Raw genomic sequence first — 20173 nt, forward strand, 5'->3', positions numbered from 1 at the left:
TCAGCCGAGACCGGCCAAACGGAAATCACGCCGTAGCGGTGACGCTACAGCGGAAACCTTTTCAATTTGTGCAGTTTTGAGTGGCTTTCGGTGCAGGTCCGGCCTGCACCGAAAGCTCAGCCGCGGCTCGGCTTGGCCGGCTTTTTGGCGGCGACCGGCGGCTCGTCCCAGCCCTTGGCCGGCTGCGTGACCTCGTTGGCATTCGCTTCCAGCGGCTTCGGCTTCCAGCTCTCCGCCGCCGCCTTGGCGGCGGCGAGATCACCGGCCGGCAGCCGGCTCGCCACCTCGTCGCGCTTGCGGCCGGCATCCTCGTCGCCCTGGGCTGCCGCGATGGCGAACCAGCGATAGGACTGGCCAAGATCGGCCGGAGCGCCGAGCCCACGGCCGAGCAGGATGGCGAGGTTGTACTGGCTGTCGCGCACGCCATGCTCGGCGGCGCGGCGGAACCAGTCGGTCGCCGTGGCGTAGTCCGGCTTGCCGCCGGCGCCTTCGGCGTAGAGCACTGCGAGATTGTGCATCGCCTTGGCGTTGCCGCGTTCGGCGGCGCGCCCATACCAGACCTTGGCCAGCGCCGGGTCGCGGTTGGTACCGATGCCCTTCTCGAACATGTTGCCGAGGCGGAACTGCGCGGGCCCGAGACCGGCGACGGCGGCGCGCTCGAACAGGCGCAGCGCCAGCTTCGGGTCGCGGTTGCCGGGGCCGTCGGCCGCCTGGGCTGCGATCTGGTAGACGGCGCGGGCATCGCCCGCGAGCGCCGCCTTGCGCAGGCCGGTGGTGCCCGCAGTCGGGGGCAGCTCGCCGATGCCGGTGACGGTCTCGACCGCTTCGGACGGGCTCTGCAGCGGCAGCGAGGCCACCATGGAGGGCACGGAGGCTGCCGGCGGCGGCGACTCGGCACTCGCCGTCTGGGCCGGCGCGGGAATAGCGGCTTGCGCCGGCGTCGTGCCGATCTGCAACGGCGGCAGGGCCGAGCTCTGGTCCTTCACCGGCGGTGCCGCCGGCTCAGTCGGGGCCCCTTGCGGGGCTGTCTTGGCTGCAGGAACTTCGGCGGGGCCGGGCCGGGCCGTTTCGGTCCGGCTGCTGCTCTCGTTCACCACCTGCTTCTTGGCGCTGCCCTGCTGGCTGCTGGAGAAGACCTGGGCGGCGCCGATCGCGAGAACCAGCGCGGCGAGGCCGAGCAGCAGCGGCCGCCGGCGCTTTTCGAGAATCTCCTTGAGGCGCCCGCTGCCGGAGGCGGACTTGGCCGCCTTGCCGGGCTTGGTCGTCTCGGTCGCGGCCGGGTTGGTAGCCGCAGCGTCGCTGGCGGCCTTGGCCGAGCGACGCGCCGCGGCGATCAGGCTCTGGCGGACGGCCTGCGGATCATTGCCCTGCGGGGCTGGTGCCTCGGGGCGCGGCCTGCCGGAGCCCGGCTCCAGCGGCAGGTCGAGCCCGCCGGTGCGCGGCAGGCGCGTCTCGGCGGCGAAGCGCTCGGCCATCGGGACGGCGGGAGCCACCGCCTTGATCTCGTCGGCCGCAGCAGGCGTGCGCACGCGCGGCGTGGGTGCGCCGCCGCGCCGGTCGTCGCCCAGCTCGGCTTCGAGATCGCCGAGGCGACCGATGATGGTCTCCAGCGTCCGGTGCACGGCGCCGATCGCATCCTGGGTCTCGCGTCCGGTCGAGACATGGGTCTCGCGCAGGCCGCTCATCAGGTCGCTGAGCTCTGACAGGCTGGCGCCGCGAGACGGCGGCAGGTCGGCCATGGCGGCGCGCGCCGCGCGCTCGGCCGCTGCCGTGGTGTCCTCGCGCATGCCCTGGAGATGGACGACGAGGTCCTGCAGCGTCCGCTCGATGCCGTTTTCGGCCGAGCGGGTCGCGGCCTGCTGGTCCAGCCGCTGGGTCAGGCCGGCGATCTGGCGTTCGAGCGCATCGAAGGAATCGGAGCCGGCGCCGGGCCGGCCGGCCTCGTCGATCTTGGCGGCGAGGCCGCGCAGCATGTCCTCGACCGGGCGCATATCGACCCGAGCGAGGGGCGCGCCGCCATCGTCCACCATCTGGGCGAGCCTGCCCGACGCGGCGAGCTGCTCGACGCGATCGGTCAGCGTCTCGATCCGGTCTTCGAGCCGGCTTGGCGGCCGGTCGGCCAGGTCTTCGAGCTTGATCACCAGCGATTCGATGCGCCCGGCGAGCTCGTTGGAGGCCGGGCGGCCGATGGCGTCGAGTTCGCCGAGGCGGGCGACGAGCTGGTCGACCTGCCCGTCGATCACCGAGGTCTTCATCGTCGGCAGCGAGTCGAGCTTCTGGGCGAGCGATTCGACCTGGCGCGACAGGGCCAGCAGCGGGGCGCTGTCACCGGTACGCTCGCGCAGGCGATCGGTGTGCAGGCTCTCGCGCACATCCTCGATCGCCAGCGACAGGCTGCGCAGGTCGCGGGTGTCGTCGCGCAGGCGCCCGACATCCGAGGTCAGCGCGTTGAGCTGCAGCGACAGGTCGTCGAAGCGCCGGCCGTCCGGAGTGGAGACGATCTCTCGCAACTCGGCCAGTTCGCTCAGGATCGGAGCGATCGTCTGGCGGTCGCCGCCGCGTGCGGCGAGCGCATCGACCTTGGCGGCGAGATGGGCGACTTCGAGCTCGAAGCGGTTGTAGCTTTCCTGTGAGCGCCCGTCGGACAGGCGGCCGATCTCGGCCTCGATCCGCGCCAGCGGCTTCAGGACGGGGTCGAGTCGCTCACGCCCGTCGAGACGGTCGAGCCTGGCTCCGAGCTCGCCGATCGCCCGTTCGAGCGGCTTGTAGGCGGCGCGCTGCTCCTCGAGCCGCATCGCCGGCTGGGCCGGGGCGATGCGATCGTTCAGCTGGCGCAGATCCTCGCGCAGGCTCGCGAGCGTCGGCGCGGCAGCGACAGGCCGCTCGAAGGCGGCGGCGCGCGCATCGCCGTCGAGGGCGCGCTGGCGCGAACGGATGTCGGACACGGCGGCGGCGAGGCCGTCGCGGCTGAGCACGACCGGGCGCGTGGCTTGCGGCGGGGGCGGGGGTGGCGCAGCCGGCCTGCGGCTCACCTCCTCGGCCCGGCGTTCGATGTCGCTGAGACGGGTGCCCATCGTCTTGATCGCGTCGGCGATCACGGCGGTGGCGCGCTCCTGGCGCTCGACCGTGGCGCGCTCGCCATGCGACAGGCGGCCCTCGGTGCGCTCCATCCATTGTGCGATCGAGTCGAGAGCGCTTGCGGTGCGCGCATTGCTGTCGCGCGTCAGGCGCTCGGCCATGGCGGCCTGGGTTATGAACGCGTCCATGCGGTCGCGCGTGAACTCGGGTCTGGCTGGGGCGGCCTGCGGGGCCGCAGCCGTCTGCATGCCGCCCTGGGAGAGGCGGGCAAGGCGCTCGGAGAGCGCGGCGATGTCCTGCTCCTCGGCGTCCTGTGCGACGATCTCCGGCTCTCCGGCCTCTTCGCGAATCTTGTTGTCGAGCCACTCGCCGAGCGTCATCCCGGCGCGACGCGCGGCCGCCTTCGCCGCGTCGCGTGTGCGCGGATCGACGCCCTTGACGCTCCAGGGCAGGCTGGTCGCCATGTCACGCTCGCCTCGAGGGGCAATCTCGACCAAAGGCGCTCGCAACCCCCTCAGGCGGCGGCGCCCTTGCGATCTCGGCAATCATGAACATCGGGTTGATGCGAACGATACTGGAGACCGCGGCACTGACTTTTCGCCGTCACGGTAAATAGAGCGTTAAGATCGAGGGGCTGGACGTTAATTTTCCGGAAACGCCTGCCGAGGCAGGTTGCCCGGGCCGGGCATAACGGTAACTTACCCCCGGCCGGCGGCTAACGACGTGACGTAAGGGAGCCGTCGCGCGTACATTGCCGGCAACGCAGGGGCGCCCTCCAATGGGTAGCCGTCCCCGCTCCGCAACCTTAAGGATCAGACATGCCGCGCCAAAGCTCAGCTCTGGCGGCCACACCAAGTCACGACGGCCGCTCCGCCTCCCCGCAGACCACGAATCCCGCCGAAGCCGATGGCTTCACCATCAGCGACCTCGCCCGCGAATTCGGCGTCACCCTGCGCACGCTGCGCTTCTACGAATCGCGCGGCCTGCTCGCGCCAGCCCGTTCCGGCCTGACCCGGATCTATTCCGGCCGCGACCGCGCCCGGCTCGCCCTCATCCTCAAGGGCAAGCAGCTCGGCTTCACCCTGGTCGAGATCCGCGCCATGCTCGCCAACGAGGAAGGCAAGGAGATCAAGGGCAAGGAACCGTCCGCCTCGGTCGGGGGCCTGCAGCTCAGCCGCAGCCAGATCGCCGAGCAACTCGAATTGCTGCGCAGCCAGCGTACCGAGATCGAGACCGCTATCGCCGAGCTCGAGGCCACGCTCGCGAGCCTCGACGCCTGACGCCGCCCGGTCCTGAGACCGGCACCCGCTACGATCACGATGCCCTGAACCCTCGCCGGTTCGGGGCATTTTTCGTTTGCACGTACCGCGTGCGGCGCGCCAATCTCACCCGACGACGCTGTCCGGAAGAAAAAGTGGGCTGGCCCCTTGGCAAGCTGTGACTAGATAGTTTATATATGAACTATCTCGAAGCGCCGCTGTCATATCGAGCCGGCAAGCTTCGTCACAAAGACTGCACGAAACGCCAGGGAGGGATGCGATGCCGGTCTACAAGGCGCCTGTCGAGGACACGCTGTTCCTGCTCAACGACGTCTTCCAGTTCGAGCGCTACAACAACCTCCCGGGCTTTGCCGAGGCGACGCCGGACCTGGTCGAGGCCGTGCTCGGCGAAGGCGCCAAGCTCTGCGAGGAGGTGCTGCAGCCGATCAACCATTCCGGCGATCAGGAAGGCTGCAAGCGCAATGCCGACGGCTCGGTGACGACGCCGAAGGGCTTCAAGCAGGCCTATGAAGCCTACGCCGCCGGCGGCTGGGTCGGGCTCGCGATGGATCCCGAATACGGCGGCCAGGGCCTGCCGTACACGCTCGGCGCCATCATGAACGAGTTCTCTTCGTCGGCGAACATGGCTTTCGCCATGTATCCAGGCCTGACGATGGGCGCGATGGCCGCGCTCTATGTCCACGGCTCCGACGAGCAGAAGCGCACCTATCTGCCAAAGATGGCCGAGGGTACCTGGTCGGGCACGATGAACCTGACCGAGCCGCATTGCGGCACCGATCTCGGCCTGATCAAGACCAAGGCCGTGCCGAACGGCGACGGCTCCTATGCCATCACCGGCACCAAGATCTTCATCTCGGCCGGCGAGCAGGACATCACCGAGAACATCATCCATCTCGTGCTCGCCCGCATCGAGGGCGCCCCCCAGGGCGTCAAGGGCATCTCGCTCTTCGTCGTGCCGCGCAACGAGGTCGGTTCCGACGGATCGGTCGGCGCGAACAACCATGTCTCCTGCGGCTCGATCGAGCACAAGATGGGCATTCACGGCAATTCGACCTGCGTCATGAACTATGACGGGGCCAGGGGCTGGCTGATCGGGACCGAGAACAAGGGCCTCAACGCCATGTTCGTGATGATGAACGAGGCTCGCCTCGGCGTCGCGATCCAGGGGCTGGCCCAGTCCGAGGTCGCCTATCAGAACGCTGTCGCCTACGCCAAGGACCGCCTGCAGGGACGGGCGCTGACCGGTTCCAAGAACCCCGACAAGCCGGCCGATCCGCTGTTCGTCCATCCGGACGTGCGCCGTACGCTGATGTCGATCAAGGCCTTCAACGAAGCTGCCCGCGCCTTCGTCATCTGGAACGCGATCAAGTCCGACGTCGCTCACCGCTCCGGCGATGACGCCGAGCGCCAGGCCGCCGACGACCAGCTCGGCCTGATGACGCCGGTACTCAAGGGCGTGCTCACCGATGTCGGCTTCGACAATGCGGTGAAGGCCCAGCAGATGTATGGCGGCCATGGCTACATCGCCGAGCACGGCATGGAGCAGTTCGTCCGCGATGCCCGCATCGCCATGATCTACGAGGGCGCCAACGGCGTGCAGGCGATGGACCTGGTCGGCCGCAAGCTCGGCCGCGATGGTGGCCGCGCCATCATGGCCTTCTTCAACGAGGTCGGCGCCTTCGTGAAGGAGAACGAGGGCGACGAGGCGCTGAAGCCGCTCCTGGTTTCGCTCGCCGCCTCGCTCGGCCATCTCCAGCAGGCGACGATGTGGTTCATGCAGAACGCGCTTGCCAAGCCGGACAATGCCGGCGCCGGCGCGCATGACTACATGCATCTGCTCGGCCTGGTCTCGCTCGGCTATATGTGGGCCAAGATGGCCAAGGTCGCGCAGGACAAGCTCAAGGCCGGTGCCAATGGCGCGACCGAGCGCATGAACGCCAAGCTCGTCACCGCCCGCTTCTTCATGGAGCGCTCGCTCCCCGAGACCGCTGCGCATCTGGCGCGGATCACCTCCGGCTCCGACACCACGATGGCGCTGAGCGCCGAGCAGTTCTGAACGTGAACCTCATGCCCGGGCCTTGGCCCGGGCATCTCTTGCAGAATTGCCTCGTCGTGAAATGGTCGGGCCAAGCCCGGCCATGACGGCGGGGACCGAAACGAGCCGCAATTGCGGCCAGCCCGGGAGGCCTTGATGGCTGAAGCCTTCATCTACGATCACGTCCGGACACCGCGCGGCAAGGGCAAGACGGACGGTTCGCTCCACGAAGTCACCGCGATCGAATTGGGCACGCAGACCCTGCGCGCCATCAAGGAGCGCAACACTCTCGACACCAAGCTGGTCGAGGACGTTGTCTTCGGCTGCGTCGACCCGGTCGGCGAGGCCGGCGCCGACATCGCCCGCACCGTCGCGCTCAAGGCCGGCTACGGCAAGGAAGTGCCGGGCGTGCAGATCAACCGCTTCTGCGCCTCGGGCCTCGATGCGGTGAACCTCGCCGCGGCGCAGGTCATGTCCGGTCAGAAGGAGATGACGATCGGCGGCGGCGTCGAGAGCATGTCCCGCATCGGCATGGGCGCCTCGGGCTTCGGCATCGCGGTCGACCCGTCCGTCGCCATCGACACCTATTTCATGCCGCAGGGCGTCTCGGCCGACCTGATCGCGACGAAGTACGGCTTCTCGCGCGACGACGTCGACGCCTATGCCGTGCGCTCGCACAAGCGCGCCGCCAAGGCCTGGGAAGAGGGCCGATTCAAGAACTCGGTGATCCCGGTCACCGACGTCAACGGCCTGATCATCCTCAACCGCGACGAGACCATCCGCCCGAACACCGACATGCAGGCACTGGCTTCGCTCAAGGCCTCCTTCGTCCAGATGGGCGAGATGGGCGGCTTCGATGCCGTCGCGACCGCGGCGCATCCGGATGTCGAGTTCGTCAACCACGTCCACCATGCCGGCAATTCCTCCGGCATCGTCGACGGCGCCGCTGCCGTGCTCGTCGGCTCGAAGAAGGCCGGCAAGGCCGCGGGTCTGAAGCCCCGCGCCCGCATCAAAGCCTTCGCCACCACTGGCTCCGACCTCGCGCTGATGCTGACCGGCCCGGTCGACGTCACCGAGCTGGTGCTGAAAAAGGCCGGGATGAGTGTCAAGGACATCGACCTGTTCGAGCTGAACGAGGCCTTCTCCTCGGTCGTGCTGCGCTACCAGCAGGCCTTCGACATCGATGACGCCGTGCTCAACGTCAATGGCGGCGCCATCGCCATGGGCCACCCGCTTGGTGCCACCGGCGCGATGATTTTGGGCACCGTGCTCGACGAGCTCGAGCGCACCAACAAGCAGACCGCGCTGGTCACGCTCTGCGTCGCCGTCGGCATGGGCGTCGCCACCATCATCGAACGGGTTTGAGGAGAGAGCCGATGAACCTCGTCAATTTCCGCTTCGAGACCGACGCCGACGGCATCGCCACCCTGACCTGGGACATGCCCGAGCGCTCGATGAACGTCATCACCCCGCAGGTGATGGAAGAGCTCAACCAGGTCGTCGACAAGGTCGCGGGCGATGAAGCCATCAAGGGCTGCGTCATCGTCTCCGGCAAGGAAGCCTTCTCCGGCGGCGCCGACCTCACCATGCTGCAGGGCTTGCGCGACCTCTACGTCAAGCTCGCCAAGGAGCAGGGCGAGCAGATCGCGATGCAACGCTTCTTCGACGAGAGCCGCAAGCTCAGCCAACTCTATCGCAAGCTCGAAACCTGCGGGAAGCCGTTTGCGGCGGCGATCCATGGCGTCTGCCTCGGCGGAGCCTTCGAGCTCGCGCTCTCCTGCCAGCTCCGCGTCGTCTCGGATGATGCCTCGACCCGCGTCGGTCTGCCCGAGATCAAGGTTGGCCTGTTCCCCGGCGCCGGTGGCACGCAGCGCGTCTCGCGCCTGATGCAGACCGGCGACGCGCTGCAGATGATGTTCAAGGGCGACCAGATCAAGGCGCTGCCGGCCCGCAATTCCGGCCTCGTCCATGCTGTCCTGCCGCGCGACCAGATCGTTGCCGCCGCCAAGGAATGGTTGAAAGCCAACCCGCAGGCCAAGCAGCCCTGGGAGGACCCGAAGTTCAAGCTGCCCTCCAACAAGGTCCATTCGCCGGCCGGCATGCAGATCTGGCCGCCGGCCAGCGCGATCTATCGCCGCGAGACCAACGACAACTACCCGGCCGCCCGCGCCATCCTCAGCGCGGTCTATGAGGGCCTGCAGCTGCCGATGGACCTCGCCCTCAAGGTCGAGAGCCGCTACTTCGCCAAGATCCTGCGGACGAAGGAGGCGGCCTCGATGATCCGCTCGCTCTTCGTCTCGATGCAGGAGCTGAACAAGGGCGCCCGTCGCCCGGCCGATGTGCCGCCGAGCAAGCTGAAGAAGGTCGGCGTCGTCGGCGCCGGCTTCATGGGTGCCGGCGTCGCCTATGTCACGGCGTTGGCGGGCCTGGAGGTCGTGCTGGTCGATCGTGACATCGAGGCGGCCGAGAAGGGCAAGGCCTATTCGCACAAGCTGGTCACCGACCAGATCACCAAGGGCCGCGCCAAGACCGCCGATCGCGACGCGCTGCTCGGCCGGATCAAGGCCTCGGCCGACTATGCCGACCTCAAGGGCTGCGACCTCATCGTCGAGGCGGTGTTCGAGGATCCCAAGGTCAAGGCCGAGGTCATCGCCAAGGTCGAGGCCGTGGTCGGTCCCAAGACCATCTTCGGCTCCAACACCTCGACGCTGCCGATCACCGGCCTCGCCGAACACAGCGAGCGCCCGAAGAATTTCATCGGCATCCACTTCTTCTCGCCGGTCGAGAAGATGCTGCTGGTCGAGATCATCATGGCCAAGAAGACCGGCAAGAAGGCGCTCGCCATGGCGCTCGACTTCGTCCGGGCCATCAAGAAGACGCCGATCGTCGTCAACGACGTCAGAGGCTTCTACGCCAATCGCTGCGTCGGCAACTACATCCGCGAGGGCCACCTCATGCTGATGGAGGGCGTGCCGCCGGCGATGATCGAGGCCGCCGGCAAGCAGGCCGGCATGCCCGTCGGCCCGCTCTCGCTCAATGACGAGGTCGCGGTCGATCTCGCCTACAAGGTGCTGAAGGCGACCAAGGCGCAGCTCGGCGAGGCTTCAGTGGATCCGGCGCAGGAGAAGCTTCTCAACGAGATGGTCGAGAAGCATGGCCGCCTCGGCCGCAAGAACAGGAAGGGCTTCTACGACTATCCGGAAGCTGGTCCCAAGCGGCTCTGGCCCGGCCTCGCTGAGCTCACCAAGAACCGGCTCGAACCCGAGCTGGTCGATATGGAGGAGCTGAAGCATCGCCTGCTGGTCACGCAGGCGCTGGAAGCCGCCAAGACCTATGAGGAAGGCGTTGTCACCGATCCGCGCGAGGCCGATGTCGGCTCGATCATCGGCTTCGGCTTTGCGCCCTATAGCGGTGGCACGCTGAGCTACATCGACAACATGGGCGCGGCCGTCTTCGTGAAGCTCTGCGAGAGCCTCGCCAAGAAGCATGGCGAGCGCTTCAAGCCGAACCGGCTGTTGAAGCGCATGGCCAAGACCGGCGAGAGCTTCTACGGCAGCGCCGAGAAGAAGGCCGCGGCCTGATCAGGCGAAGAGCCGCTCCCTCAGGAGCGGCTCCAGCCAGTCGGCGAAGACCTTGAGGCGGCGCGACAAATGCTGCCGGTGCGGATAGAGCAGGGCGACCGGCATCGGCTCGGCCCTGTGCTCCGGCATCACTTCGACCAGCTCGCCTGCGGCCAGGTGCACGGCGACGTCATAGGCCGGGATCTGGATCAACCCGAGTCCGGCAAGGCAGCAGGCGATATAGGCCTCCGCGCTGTTGACGGTGACGCGGCCGGCCATCGCCCGGCTGTGCGGCCGCTCGCCCTCCAGCCATTGCCAGTCCTCGACCGCGCCGGTCGAGGGCGAGGCGTAATGCACTGCCTCATGCGCTGAGAGGTCTTCCGGGCTTTCCGGCACCCCAAACCGCGCGAGATAGGCCGGGCTCGCGACATTGATCAGCCTGAGCTCGCTGAGATTGCGCGCGATCAGGCTGGAATCGCTGAGTGGTCCGACCCGCAGCACGCAGTCGACGCTGCCTTCGACCAGATTGACGGCGCGATCGGTGACACCGAGTTCGACGGCCAGATTCGGGTAGCGGTTCAGGAAATCGGGCAGGGCCGGGGCGATGATCAGGCGGCCGATCCGGCCGGGCACGTCGATCCGGAGCTTGCCGGCCGGCCCGTCGCCAGCGCTGCGGAACAGCGTCTCGGCTTCCTCGACCTCGGCGATCAATCTCAGGCAGCGCTCATAGAAGGCGAGCCCGTCCTGCGTCGGCGCGACATGGCGGGTCGTGCGGTGCAGCAGCCGCGTCCCCAGCCGGTCCTCCAGCAACCGGATCGCCGCCGAGACCGAGGAGCGCGGCTGGCCGAGTGTCGCCGCTGCCCGCGTGAAGCTGGCGCATTCGACGACGCGGGCGAAAGTGGCGAAGAGCTCGATCCGGTCCATGGCCGGGACGATGCGATTGTTCGCTCTGGCTGACAAGTCATGTCAGCCTATCCAGCTTTATCGGAACAATCGGCTGATTACCTTGCTGACGAGGCGGGCAGGGCTCGCAGCGACAGCAGGAGACGAGGCCATGGCCGACCACAGCATCAAGGGCAAGACCGTCATCATCGCCGGCGGAGCCAAGAATCTCGGCGGACTGCTCGCTCGCGATCTCGCCGCCCACGGCGCCAGGGCGGTCGCCATCCATTACAACAGCGCCGCGACCAAGGCCGATGCCGACACGACGGTGGCCGCCGTCAAGGCTGCGGGTGCGCAGGCGGCTGCCTTCCAGGCCGATCTCACCACTGCCGGCGCCGTCGAGAAGCTCTTCGCCGATGTCATCGCCGCCGTCGGCCGGCCGGACATCGCGATCAACACCGTCGGCAAGGTGCTGAAGAAGCCGATGGCCGAGATCAGCGAGGCTGAATATGACGAGATGGCCGCGGTGAACTCCAAATCGGCCTTCTTCTTCCTCAAGGAGGCCGGCAAGGCGCTGAACGACAACGGCAAGATCACTACGCTGGTGACCTCGCTGCTCGGCGCCTTCACCCCGTTCTATGCCGCCTATGCTGGCATGAAGGCTCCGGTCGAGCACTTCACCCGCGCCGCTTCCAAGGAGTTCGGCGAGCGCGGCATCTCGGTCACCGCGATCGGCCCGGGCCCGATGGACACGCCCTTCTTCTATCCGGCGGAAGGCGCCGATGCGGTCGCCTATCACAAGACGGCGGCGGCGTTGTCGGCGTTCTCGAAGACCGGGCTCACCGACATCAAGGACATCGTCCCCTTCATCCGCTTCCTCGTCTCGGACGGCTGGTGGATGACCGGCCAGACCATCCTGGTCAATGGCGGCTACACGACGAAGTGAGGTACCGGTCGGCCATTCTTCCTGAGGTGGCCGACCGCTTTCCTTGCTGAAAGCTGAAGCATTCATTCAGCTCCCGTCTATCCTCGCAAGGCTATCAAGACGGCACGAGCGGGTTTCCCGAGTTGAGGAACGGCGCATGCACATGGCGATGGTGATCGGCGGCGGCGTGGTCCTGCTCGGGCTGTTCCTGCTGTTCGGCAAGCTCTGGGGCGGGGCCGAACCGGCATTCGCGACGGCGGCCAAGCTCTTCATGCCGGCCTGGCTTGCGATCTCGCTGGTCAACATGTGGGTCGGCGTCACCAAAGCCGGCTATTCGGTGCGCGAGGAATTGCCGATCCTGGCCGTGGTCTTCGTCGTGCCGGCGGCTCTCGCCTTGCTCGTCGCCTGGCGTGTCGCACGCTGAGGTGGCTGCCTTGTTGGCGTCATGGTGGCTCAACCAGACAACTCAAGTCTTTCCCCTATGGTCGCTTTGAGCGGCATGGGACTAGACTCAGCTGACTTTGGACCGGGGAAAACTTGAATTCATGCCTGTGCGGCCGATTTTGAACTTTCCCGATCCACGTTTGCGCCTCCCTGCAGTGCCGGTCACGCGCTTCGATGCGGATCTGCGTGCGCTTGCCGAAGACCTGCTCGACACGATGCGGGCAGCGCCCGGCATCGGCATCACCGCGCCGCATATCGGCGTGTCGTCGCGGCTCGTCGTGCTGGAGCTGACGCCGGGCGAGGTCCAAGTCTATGCCAATCCGGTGCTGGACCAGGTTTCGCGAGAAACCACCCGCCACACCGAGGGTAGCGTCTCGATGCCGGGTGTCACGGACGAGCTGGAACGCCACGCCCGCATCCGCCTCCGCTATCAGGATCTGGACGGCAGGGAGCAGAGCGAGGACGCGGATGGCTTGCTCGCTGTCTGCCATCAGCATGAGATCGACCAGCTCGACGGCATCTTCTGGATCGACCGCCTGTCGCGGCTGAAGCGCGACAGACTGATCGCCCGCTACAACAAGCTGCAGCGGGGGTGAGTGGCCTGTCGGCTACTGCGCCAGCGCGTCAAAGACGAACTCGTTCGTCAGCTTGACCGGCAGCTGCCAGTTGCCAGGCTTGTTGTAGTTGCCCGCGGTGATGGCGACGACGACCTGCTGTTTGGGAGCGACGACAAGGCGCTGGCCGCCATTGCCGAAGGCGCCGTACCAGGGTTCGCCGGAGCGATCCCGGCCGAGATACCATTGGTAGCCGTAGCCGAGCCCGTCCTTGGTCTGCGTGCGTGGCGTCAGGCTCTGCTCCAGCCAGTCCGCCGAAACGATCTGCCGGCCGGCATGGCTGCCCTTGTCGAGCAGCAACTGCCCGATCGCCGCGAGACCGCGTGGGTGCAGGCGCAGGCCTGATGCCGCAGCTTCCCGACCGTCGAGGCCGTTGGTCCAGCTGAAGCGATCGATGCCGAGCGGCGCGAACAGGCGCTCCCTGGCGAACTCGCCGAGCCGCTTGCCGCTGCCTTTGGCGACGAGATGGCCGAGCAGGGCCGTCGCGCCGCCGCTATAGGTCCAGGCCTCACCCGGCGGACGAGCGATCGGCCGGTCGAGGATGAAGCGGTATCGGTCCGGGGCGTTCTCCATCGCGATCTCGCTGTTGCGCGGGTCGCTGTAGGGCAGCGACTCGTCCCAGGCGAGACCCATGGTCATGGTCAGGACATGCTCGATCTTGAGCCGCTGCCGGTCAGCGTCGCCAGCGAGATCGAGATAGTCCGGAAAGCTCGCCAGGAGCGGCGCGTCGGGCTTCGGAACCAATCCGTCGGCCAGAGCGATGCCATAGACGAGGCCGACGATGCTCTTCGACACCGAGCGCAGATCATGAAGCTCGTCGGCGTTGAAGCTGACGAGGCCGCGGCTGTCGCCTCAGATCTCGTCGACGCCGGCGAAATAGTGCTCGATCGCGATCCTGCCGTGCCGCAGCACGACGAGCCCGTGCAATCCGCTGAGCTCCCCGGCCGCGAAAGCCTTTTCGATGCGCTCGCTCGCATCGGGCCGGAAACCAGCCTCTGCGAGCGACGATTTCTGCCAGGCGCGCGCCGACACCTGCGCGGCCGACGGAATGGCCGTCAATGCCGCGCCCGCACCTGCCAGGAAGGCGCGCCGGTCCATGGCTGGCGGCTAGTTCGCCACAGCCCTGATCACCCGCCGCAGCTTGCCGATCAGCTCGTCGACCTGGCTCTCGGTGATGATCAGCGGCGGCGAGAAGGCGATCGTGTCGGCGGCGGTGCGGACCATCAGGCCCTCTTCGCGGAACAAGCGATCCATCGCCTCGAAGGCGCGCTTGCCGACACCGTCCGCCCGCGGTGCGAGATCGACGGCGCCGACCAGGCCGAGCGTGCGGATGTCGACTACGTTCGGCTCGCCCTTCAGGCTCATCACTGCATCGGCCCAGCTATCCTCCATCGCCCGAGCGCGCTCGAACAGGCCCTCCTCGCGATAGATGTCGAGCGCTGCCAGCGAGGCCGCCGCCGCCAGCGGGTGGCCGGAATAGGTATAGCCGTGGAACAGCTCGATGACGTTGTCGGGGCCGTTCATGAAGGCGTCGTAGATGTGCTTGCGCACGATCACGCCGCCCATCGGCACCGTGCCGGAGGTGACGCCCTTGGCGAAGGTGATCATGTCCGGAATGACGCCGTAGCGCTCGGCGGCGAAGGCGAAGCCGAGGCGGCCGAAGCCGGTGATGACCTCGTCGAAGATCAGGAGGATGCCGTGCTTGTCGCAGATCTCGCGCAGGCGCTTGAGATAGCCCTTCGGCGGCGGCAGCGCCCCGGTCGAGCCTGCCATCGGCTCGACGATCACGGCGGCGATGGTCGAGGCGTCGTGCAGGGCGACGACACGCTCGAGATCATCGGCGAAATGCGCGCCGTATTCCGGCTCGCCCTTGCTGAAGGCCTGCTTCTCGCGGTCATAGGTGTGGGAGATGTGGTCGGTGCCGGTCAAAAGCCCGCCGAAGAACTTGCGGTTGTTGACCATGCCGCCGACCGAGATGCCGCCGAAGCCGACGCCGTGATAGCCGCGCTCGCGGCCGATCAGCCGGGTCTTCGAGCCCTTGCCCGAGACGTTCCAGTAGGCGAGCGCGATCTTCAGCGCCGAATCCGCCGCTTCCGAGCCTGAGCCAGCGAAGAAGACATGGTCGAGATCGCCCGGCGCCAGCGCCGCGATCCGGGCCGCCGCCGCGAAGACCTTAGGATGGCCGTATTGGAAGGACGGGGCGTAGTCGAGCTCGCGCGCCTGCGCCTGGATCGCCTGGATAATCGGCTCGCGGGCGTGGCCGGCATTGCAGCACCACAGGCCGGCAGTGCCGTCCATCACCGGCTTGCCCTCAGGGGTGTAGTAGAACATGCCCTCGGCCCGGGCGACCATGCGCGGGTTCTGCTTGAACGACCGGTTCGCCGTGAACGGCATCCAGTAGGCTTCGAGATCGTTCGGGGAGCTGATGGCGCTCGGCGCAGAGGTCATGATCCGGTCCCGTTTTGGGTTTTAAGGCTTCCTCAACCTAGCAGCGCGGTCGGGGCTGTAAATCCATGTCGGCTCGGGGCATGCCTGCGTCCGGCGAGCGGCGGCCGCCGCTCGGGGCAGGTGACGTTACGTCGTTTCTGGCGTAGTCTGAACAAGGGGGTAACACTGGACTACGCCCCAATGACTGTAGGCGTTGCCGGTCGGGACGGAAGCGGGACGATCGCGCCGGAGGATATCCGCGCGCAGCTCGACCGTGTCGTTGCGTCTGACATCTTTCGCAGCGCGCCGCAGCTGATCGCCTTCCTGAGCTATGTCGTCGAGCAGGCCCTGGCCGGCCGCGCCGCCGAGCTCAAGGGCTATACCATTGCTGTCGAGGCGTTCGGACGCCCGCCCGAGTTCGACCCGCAGTCTGACCCGATCGTGCGTGTCGAGGCGGGGCGCCTGCGCAAGGCGCTCAATCTCTATTTCGCGGCTGAGGGCGTGCGCGATCCCGTGCGGATCGCGATTCCGGTCGGTGCCTATGTACCGAGCTTCACGCGGCAGGGCTTTCCGGAGCCCGAGGCTGCAACCGCGAGCTTCGAGCCTGCACAGCCCGCAGCAGTCCCCGGCAGGCGATGGCGCGCCTGGGCTTATGCGGCTGCCGCGCTGGTTCTGACCGGCGCGATCGCGTTCATCGCCTGGCATCAGGCCGGGACCGGGCCGGAGCTGGGCGTCGCCGTCTCGAGCGGGGACGTGCAGGCGCCGCGGCCCGCAACCTCCAATGCGCCCGACCAGTCCGCTTCGGCGCAGCCTCTCGAGCCGGTCGCGGCGCCTGCGAGCCTGCCCGTGATTGCCGTTGTGATCGCCGGAGATATCGTCGATCCCGCTGTCGAGGATGCGGCGCGGCTGTTCATGCGTCATCTCGTCGACACCATGGCCCGCTTCGACGACCTGCTCGTGGTCAAGTCGCCGGGTACGGCGCTGCGCCCGGAGGAGGCGGCCGATTATGTCCTGTCCCTCAACACGTCGCGAGCCGGCGACAAGGTCGAGGGGTTCGTGCGTCTTAGCGCAGCAAGGGACGGGCGCGTCGTCTGGACCACCTCCGGCGCGCGCAGCCTGGCGGCCGTGAGCGACGGCACGGAACTGCGCCAGCTGGCGCAGAGCGTGGCGATCCGGCTGGCTCAGCCCTTCGGCATCCTGCATGCCGATTTCAGGCTCGCCACGCTGCCGCCCGGGATCGGCTGCATCTACCAGGCGCTCAATTTTCGCCGGCACATGAAGGCGGACGATCATCTCGCCGCGCGCAGCTGCCTCGATGCGCTGGTCGCGCGCGATCCCGAATTCCATCCGGCCTGGTCGCATCTGGCCTTGCTGACCGCGGATGAATACGCCGCCGGTCTGAACGCCCGGTCCGGTTCGCCGCTCGACCGGGCCCTTGCCGCCGCGGTCACTGCCGTGAGGCTGGCGCCGGCGAGCGCGCGCGCTCATCAGGCTCTGATGGAGGCGCAGTTCCTGCGCGGCATGACCGAGGAAGCGCTCAAATCCGGCCGGGAGGCGATGACGCGCAACCCCTATGATCCCGACATCATGGCCGATCTCGGGGCGCGCTACGTCCAGCTCGACCGGGCGGCCGAGGGTCTGCCCTTGCTCGAGCTGGCCGCTGCGCTGAGCAATGGCCGCCCCTCCTGGTATGATGTCTTCCTCTACTTCGCGGCGTATCTGACCGGCACGAACAAGCTCGCGGAGAGTCAGGCGTCCCTGATCAAGGCGGAGGAGACGCCGCTCGCTTTGGTCGCACGTGCCGTGGCGAGCGCCGCCGCCGGTGATCGGGACGGGCTGGAGGAAGCCTTGCGGATGCTGGGTCAGGCCGAGCCGCTCTTTGCCCTCGATGCGCGGCTCTACCTCACCCGCAAGGGCTTCTCCTCGCCGGTCATCGACCGCATCCTGGCCGCGATCGGCCAAGTCGGGCTGCAGTTGCGATAGACCGGGAGCAGGGGACTCCGGCAAGGTTCGGTCGCGCAATCCGTCGATGGGCCTCGCAGTTGCTGAATCTGGCCGCTATTCTGTGGCTGTCGCAGCTGATTCGTAGCGTTGCGTTGCCCCTCAACCCCTTGCGCGATTTCAGCCCTTGGCTCGCACCCGCCTCAGCGCTCTCTCTCCGGCCGCCAGCGGCGTCGTCGGCTTTTCGCTGGGCGCCGCCGCGATCCTGCTCTTGCCGGGCAATCTCGCCAATGCGTTGGGATTGCTGAGCGCCGGGCTCGGTTTGGCCGGAGCGGCAGCCTTGGCGCGTCGCAACACGGCGCGCGAGCGTGAGCAACTGCTCGCGGCGATCGGCGAGGTCAAGGTCCGCCTCGCGACCAACGCCATTCGCGTCGACTCGATGGCCAAGCGCCTCGATCAAATGCCGATGGGCGAGGCCGACGCCGCGCCGGCCAAGGCGATGCTCCACGAACTGACGGCCGAGGTCGGCCTGCTCGGCGATCTCCTGCAGCAGGTCGCGACGACATTGGGCGAGCATGACGACCAGCTCAGCCGTATTGAAGGCCGGCTTGCCAATCCACCGCCACCGCAACCGGCGCGGATTGCCGCGCTGGTCCCTGAACGTCCCGACTTCCGCGCTCCCGAGCCTCTGGTCGCGACACGGCAGGACCCGGCCGAGGCAGCGCAGCGCCGCGCTGCTGAGGAGCGCGCCGCCCTGATCAGCGAAGCTCTGGCGAAGGGGCAGGTCGAGGTCCATCTCCAGCCGATCGTCAGCCTGCCGCAGCGCCGGACGCGGGGATATGAAGCGCTCGTCCGGCTGAGGCTCGACGAGAAGACGCTGCTGCTTCCTTCCGAATTCCTGACCACGGTCGAGGAGCGCGGCTTCGGCCCGACGCTCGATGCGCTTGTCCTGACGCGCGCCCTCGCCATCGCCCGCCATCTCGGCAGCAAGCCGGGCGAGCTCTTCGTCTCCTGCAATTTCAGCGCGGCGACCTGGGGTTCGTCGCGCGCCTTGGCGGCGCTGTCGCGCATCCTGGAAAAATACCACGACCACATCGGCAATCTCGTCATCGAGGTGCCGCAGCGCGTCTTCCGGGCGCTGGAGCCGGCGAGCCTCGGCCTGCTCGGCGCCATGTCGGCCAATGGCGTGCGCTTCGCGCTCGACCATGTCGCCGATCTGCGCTTCGATCCGGTCTCGCTGCATGATCGCGGCGTGCGCTTCGTCAAGGTCTCGGCGGCGCTGCTGCTGGCCGAGGCGCGCGGTGGCAAGCTCGCCGACATCGCGGCGGGCGACATCGCGGTTCAACTCGCGCGCGGCTCGATCCAGCTCGTCGCCGAGGAGGTCGAGGACGATCCGATGGTCGCCGACATGCTCGATCTCGGCATCGCTTTCGGTCAGGGCATCGTCTTCTCGCCGCCTCGGCCGGTCAGGCCCGAGGTCTTCGCTGAACCGCAGTCGGACGCCGGGTCGACACCGGTGCCCGCCGTTGCCATGGCGCCACCGGCCTCCGCTGAAGTGGTGGAACATCCCGCCATGGCGCCGCCGCCGGCTGTGAAGCGCGTGCCTTTCCGCGATATCCTGCGCCGCGCCACTGCCTGAAAATCCCCTCACGACGGAAGCGCTGGCCTGTGCCGGCGAAGCCGCGTAAACAGGCCGCGCCTGTTCGTGGGAGCTTTCAGCCGTGCCGTCATCGACCCGCCTTCTGTCCGGGGTTGCGCCCGTCATCGGCCAGTACGAGCTCTGCCTCTGCGACATCTGGGGCGTGGTCCATAACGGCGTTGCGCCCTTCGCCGCCGCCTGCGACGCCCTCGCCCGGATGCGCGCGGGCGGTGTCACCGTCGTGCTGGTCTCGAACGCACCGCGCCCGCGCTCGGAGATCGCCGTCCAGCTCGGCAAGCTCGGCGTGCCCGGCGACGCCTTCGACGCGATCGTCACCTCCGGCGACGTCGCGCGCGACCTGATCGCCCACCGCGCCGGCGAGCCGCTCTATCATCTCGGCCCGTCCCGCGACCTGCCGCTGATGGCAGGGCTCGACGCGCCGCGCGTCGGCCCCGCTGAGGCGCATTACGTCCTCTGCACTGGCCTGTTCGACGATGAGACGGAGACGGCCGAGAGCTATGCCGAACAGCTTGCGGATTTCGCTCACCGCGGTCTAACGCTGATCTGCGCCAATCCGGACCTCGTCGTCGATCGCGGCGGACGCATCGTGCCCTGCGCCGGCTCACTTGCGGTGGCCTATGAGAAGCTCGGCGGCGAGGCGATCTATGCCGGCAAGCCACATGCGCCGATCTATGATCTCGCCATTCGTATCGGCCAGGAGCTGCGTGGCGAGACGGTCGAGAAAGCGCGCATCCTGGCGATCGGCGATGCGATCCGCACCGACATCGCCGGCGCTGCGCAATATGGCCTGGCTTCGCTGATGTGCGTTGCCGGCATCCATGCTGGTGAGATGGCGGGCTTGTCGGAGGAGGCGCTGCAGGGCTGGTTCGGCCGGCAGAGCCACCGGCCCGACTACGCCATGCCGCATCTGGCCTGGTAAAACTTCAGGCGGCGCAGGCCGCCTCGATCTTCGACTTCAGCGTCTGCGCGTTGAACGGCTTGACGATGTAATTGTTCACGCCAGCCTTCTTGGCGGCGATGACGTTCTCGGTCTTCGATTCCGCCGTCACCATGATGAACGGCGTCTCGGAAATTGCGTCCTCGTTGCGAACCTGGCGGAGCAATTCGTAGCCGGTCATCGGCTCCATGTTCCAGTCCGAGATCACCAGCCCGTATTTCTTGTCGCGCATCTTGGCGATCGCGGCATTGCCGTCGGAGGCGTCGTCGACATTCTCGAAGCCGAGTTGCTTCAAGAGGTTGCGGATGATCCGCACCATCGTCTGATAGTCGTCCACCACCAGGATCGGCATTGACGGGTCGACAGCCATGACGGCGCTCCAATCCAGTA

At 67.5% G+C, this 20173-nt stretch carries 15 protein-coding genes and 1 pseudogene; 10 read left to right on the forward strand and 6 right to left on the reverse strand.

Annotated features, from left to right (window positions below; all coding sequences use genetic code 11):
* Positions 1–116 precede the first annotated feature (116 nt).
* Complete coding sequence (locus tag AC1DS0_RS25615; protein WP_476817041.1) at positions 117–3542, reverse strand: hypothetical protein; 3426 nt, start codon at positions 3540–3542, stop codon at positions 117–119.
* Between the two features lie 354 nt (positions 3543–3896).
* On the opposite strand from AC1DS0_RS25615, the gene AC1DS0_RS25620 reads away from it, so the two are divergent.
* From AC1DS0_RS25620 to AC1DS0_RS25635, 4 genes are all read left to right on the forward strand, one after another.
* Positions 3897–4358 carry a MerR family transcriptional regulator gene (locus AC1DS0_RS25620; RefSeq protein ID WP_476817042.1) on the forward strand — a complete coding sequence of 154 codons (462 nt, stop codon included), beginning with the start codon at positions 3897–3899 and terminating at the stop codon, positions 4356–4358.
* 259 nt (positions 4359–4617) lie between these two features.
* A complete protein-coding gene (locus tag AC1DS0_RS25625; RefSeq protein ID WP_476817043.1) occupies positions 4618–6414 on the forward strand; it encodes an acyl-CoA dehydrogenase C-terminal domain-containing protein in 1797 nt (598 codons plus the stop codon).
* 135 nt (positions 6415–6549) lie between these two features.
* Positions 6550–7758, forward strand: a complete 1209-nt coding sequence (locus tag AC1DS0_RS25630; protein WP_476817044.1) for an acetyl-CoA C-acetyltransferase — start codon at positions 6550–6552, stop codon at positions 7756–7758.
* Positions 7759–7769: 11 nt separating this feature from the next.
* Positions 7770–9974: a 3-hydroxyacyl-CoA dehydrogenase NAD-binding domain-containing protein gene (locus AC1DS0_RS25635; protein WP_476817045.1), complete on the forward strand. Its 2205-nt coding sequence runs from the start codon at positions 7770–7772 to the stop codon at positions 9972–9974.
* On the opposite strand, the gene AC1DS0_RS25640 is transcribed toward AC1DS0_RS25635, so the two are convergent.
* Positions 9975–10877: a LysR family transcriptional regulator gene (locus AC1DS0_RS25640; RefSeq protein ID WP_476817069.1), complete on the reverse strand. Its 903-nt coding sequence runs from the start codon at positions 10875–10877 to the stop codon at positions 9975–9977. It abuts the gene before it with no gap.
* 130 nt (positions 10878–11007) lie between these two features.
* On the opposite strand from AC1DS0_RS25640, the gene AC1DS0_RS25645 reads away from it, so the two are divergent.
* From AC1DS0_RS25645 to AC1DS0_RS25655, 3 genes are all read left to right on the forward strand, one after another.
* The gene (locus tag AC1DS0_RS25645) at positions 11008–11781 is read left to right on the forward strand and encodes an SDR family oxidoreductase (RefSeq protein WP_476817046.1); all 774 of its coding nucleotides are present in this window, start codon (positions 11008–11010) and stop codon (positions 11779–11781) included.
* A gap of 136 nt (positions 11782–11917) precedes the next feature.
* Positions 11918–12184: a hypothetical protein gene (locus AC1DS0_RS25650; RefSeq protein ID WP_476817047.1), complete on the forward strand. Its 267-nt coding sequence runs from the start codon at positions 11918–11920 to the stop codon at positions 12182–12184.
* Between the two features lie 121 nt (positions 12185–12305).
* Positions 12306–12800 carry a peptide deformylase gene (locus AC1DS0_RS25655; protein WP_476817048.1) on the forward strand — a complete coding sequence of 165 codons (495 nt, stop codon included), beginning with the start codon at positions 12306–12308 and terminating at the stop codon, positions 12798–12800.
* A gap of 12 nt (positions 12801–12812) precedes the next feature.
* On the opposite strand, the pseudogene AC1DS0_RS25660 reads toward AC1DS0_RS25655, so the two are convergent.
* The 3 genes and pseudogenes from AC1DS0_RS25660 to aptA form a co-directional block, all read right to left on the reverse strand.
* Positions 12813–13637: pseudogene (locus AC1DS0_RS25660) on the reverse strand (serine hydrolase domain-containing protein); the annotation flags it as partial.
* A gap of 33 nt (positions 13638–13670) precedes the next feature.
* Positions 13671–13916: a hypothetical protein gene (locus tag AC1DS0_RS25665; protein WP_476817049.1), complete on the reverse strand. Its 246-nt coding sequence runs from the start codon at positions 13914–13916 to the stop codon at positions 13671–13673.
* A gap of 9 nt (positions 13917–13925) precedes the next feature.
* Positions 13926–15266 (reverse strand): omega-aminotransferase AptA, encoded by a 1341-nt coding sequence (gene aptA / locus AC1DS0_RS25670; protein WP_476817050.1) that lies wholly within the window; start codon positions 15264–15266, stop codon positions 13926–13928.
* Between the two features lie 180 nt (positions 15267–15446).
* Here aptA and AC1DS0_RS25675 point away from each other — a divergent pair, with 180 nt between their 5' ends.
* From AC1DS0_RS25675 to AC1DS0_RS25685, 3 genes are all read left to right on the forward strand, one after another.
* Positions 15447–17228: a hypothetical protein gene (locus AC1DS0_RS25675; protein WP_476817051.1), complete on the forward strand. Its 1782-nt coding sequence runs from the start codon at positions 15447–15449 to the stop codon at positions 17226–17228.
* Between the two features lie 145 nt (positions 17229–17373).
* Positions 17374–18825 carry an EAL domain-containing protein gene (locus tag AC1DS0_RS25680; protein WP_476817052.1) on the forward strand — a complete coding sequence of 484 codons (1452 nt, stop codon included), beginning with the start codon at positions 17374–17376 and terminating at the stop codon, positions 18823–18825.
* Positions 18826–18907: 82 nt separating this feature from the next.
* Positions 18908–19765, forward strand: coding sequence for a TIGR01459 family HAD-type hydrolase (locus tag AC1DS0_RS25685; protein WP_476817053.1), 858 nt, complete (start codon positions 18908–18910; stop codon positions 19763–19765).
* A 4-nt stretch (positions 19766–19769) separates the two neighbouring features.
* Here the strand turns inward: AC1DS0_RS25685 and AC1DS0_RS25690 are convergent, their stop codons facing one another.
* Positions 19770–20153: a response regulator gene (locus tag AC1DS0_RS25690; protein ID WP_152016830.1), complete on the reverse strand. Its 384-nt coding sequence runs from the start codon at positions 20151–20153 to the stop codon at positions 19770–19772.
* Between the last annotated feature and the right edge of the window lie 20 nt (positions 20154–20173).

It is taken from the genome of Allobosea sp. P4_H5, from assembly GCF_056400825.1.

Bases quoted from the DNA above. Each gene is read 5' to 3' on its own strand.
- AC1DS0_RS25615 (WP_476817041.1), bottom strand. From the start codon at position 3,542: ATGGCGACCAGCCTGCCCTGGAGCGTCAAGGGCGTCGATCCGCGCACA.
- AC1DS0_RS25620 (WP_476817042.1), top strand. From the start codon at position 3,897: ATGCCGCGCCAAAGCTCAGCTCTGGCGGCCACACCAAGTCACGACGGC.
- AC1DS0_RS25625 (WP_476817043.1), top strand. From the start codon at position 4,618: ATGCCGGTCTACAAGGCGCCTGTCGAGGACACGCTGTTCCTGCTCAAC.
- AC1DS0_RS25630 (WP_476817044.1), top strand. From the start codon at position 6,550: ATGGCTGAAGCCTTCATCTACGATCACGTCCGGACACCGCGCGGCAAG.
- AC1DS0_RS25635 (WP_476817045.1), top strand. From the start codon at position 7,770: ATGAACCTCGTCAATTTCCGCTTCGAGACCGACGCCGACGGCATCGCC.
- AC1DS0_RS25640 (WP_476817069.1), bottom strand. From the start codon at position 10,877: ATGGACCGGATCGAGCTCTTCGCCACTTTCGCCCGCGTCGTCGAATGC.
- AC1DS0_RS25645 (WP_476817046.1), top strand. From the start codon at position 11,008: ATGGCCGACCACAGCATCAAGGGCAAGACCGTCATCATCGCCGGCGGA.
- AC1DS0_RS25650 (WP_476817047.1), top strand. From the start codon at position 11,918: ATGCACATGGCGATGGTGATCGGCGGCGGCGTGGTCCTGCTCGGGCTG.
- AC1DS0_RS25655 (WP_476817048.1), top strand. From the start codon at position 12,306: ATGCCTGTGCGGCCGATTTTGAACTTTCCCGATCCACGTTTGCGCCTC.
- AC1DS0_RS25665 (WP_476817049.1), bottom strand. From the start codon at position 13,916: ATGGACCGGCGCGCCTTCCTGGCAGGTGCGGGCGCGGCATTGACGGCC.
- aptA (WP_476817050.1), bottom strand. From the start codon at position 15,266: ATGACCTCTGCGCCGAGCGCCATCAGCTCCCCGAACGATCTCGAAGCC.
- AC1DS0_RS25675 (WP_476817051.1), top strand. From the start codon at position 15,447: ATGACTGTAGGCGTTGCCGGTCGGGACGGAAGCGGGACGATCGCGCCG.
- AC1DS0_RS25690 (WP_152016830.1), bottom strand. From the start codon at position 20,153: ATGGCTGTCGACCCGTCAATGCCGATCCTGGTGGTGGACGACTATCAG.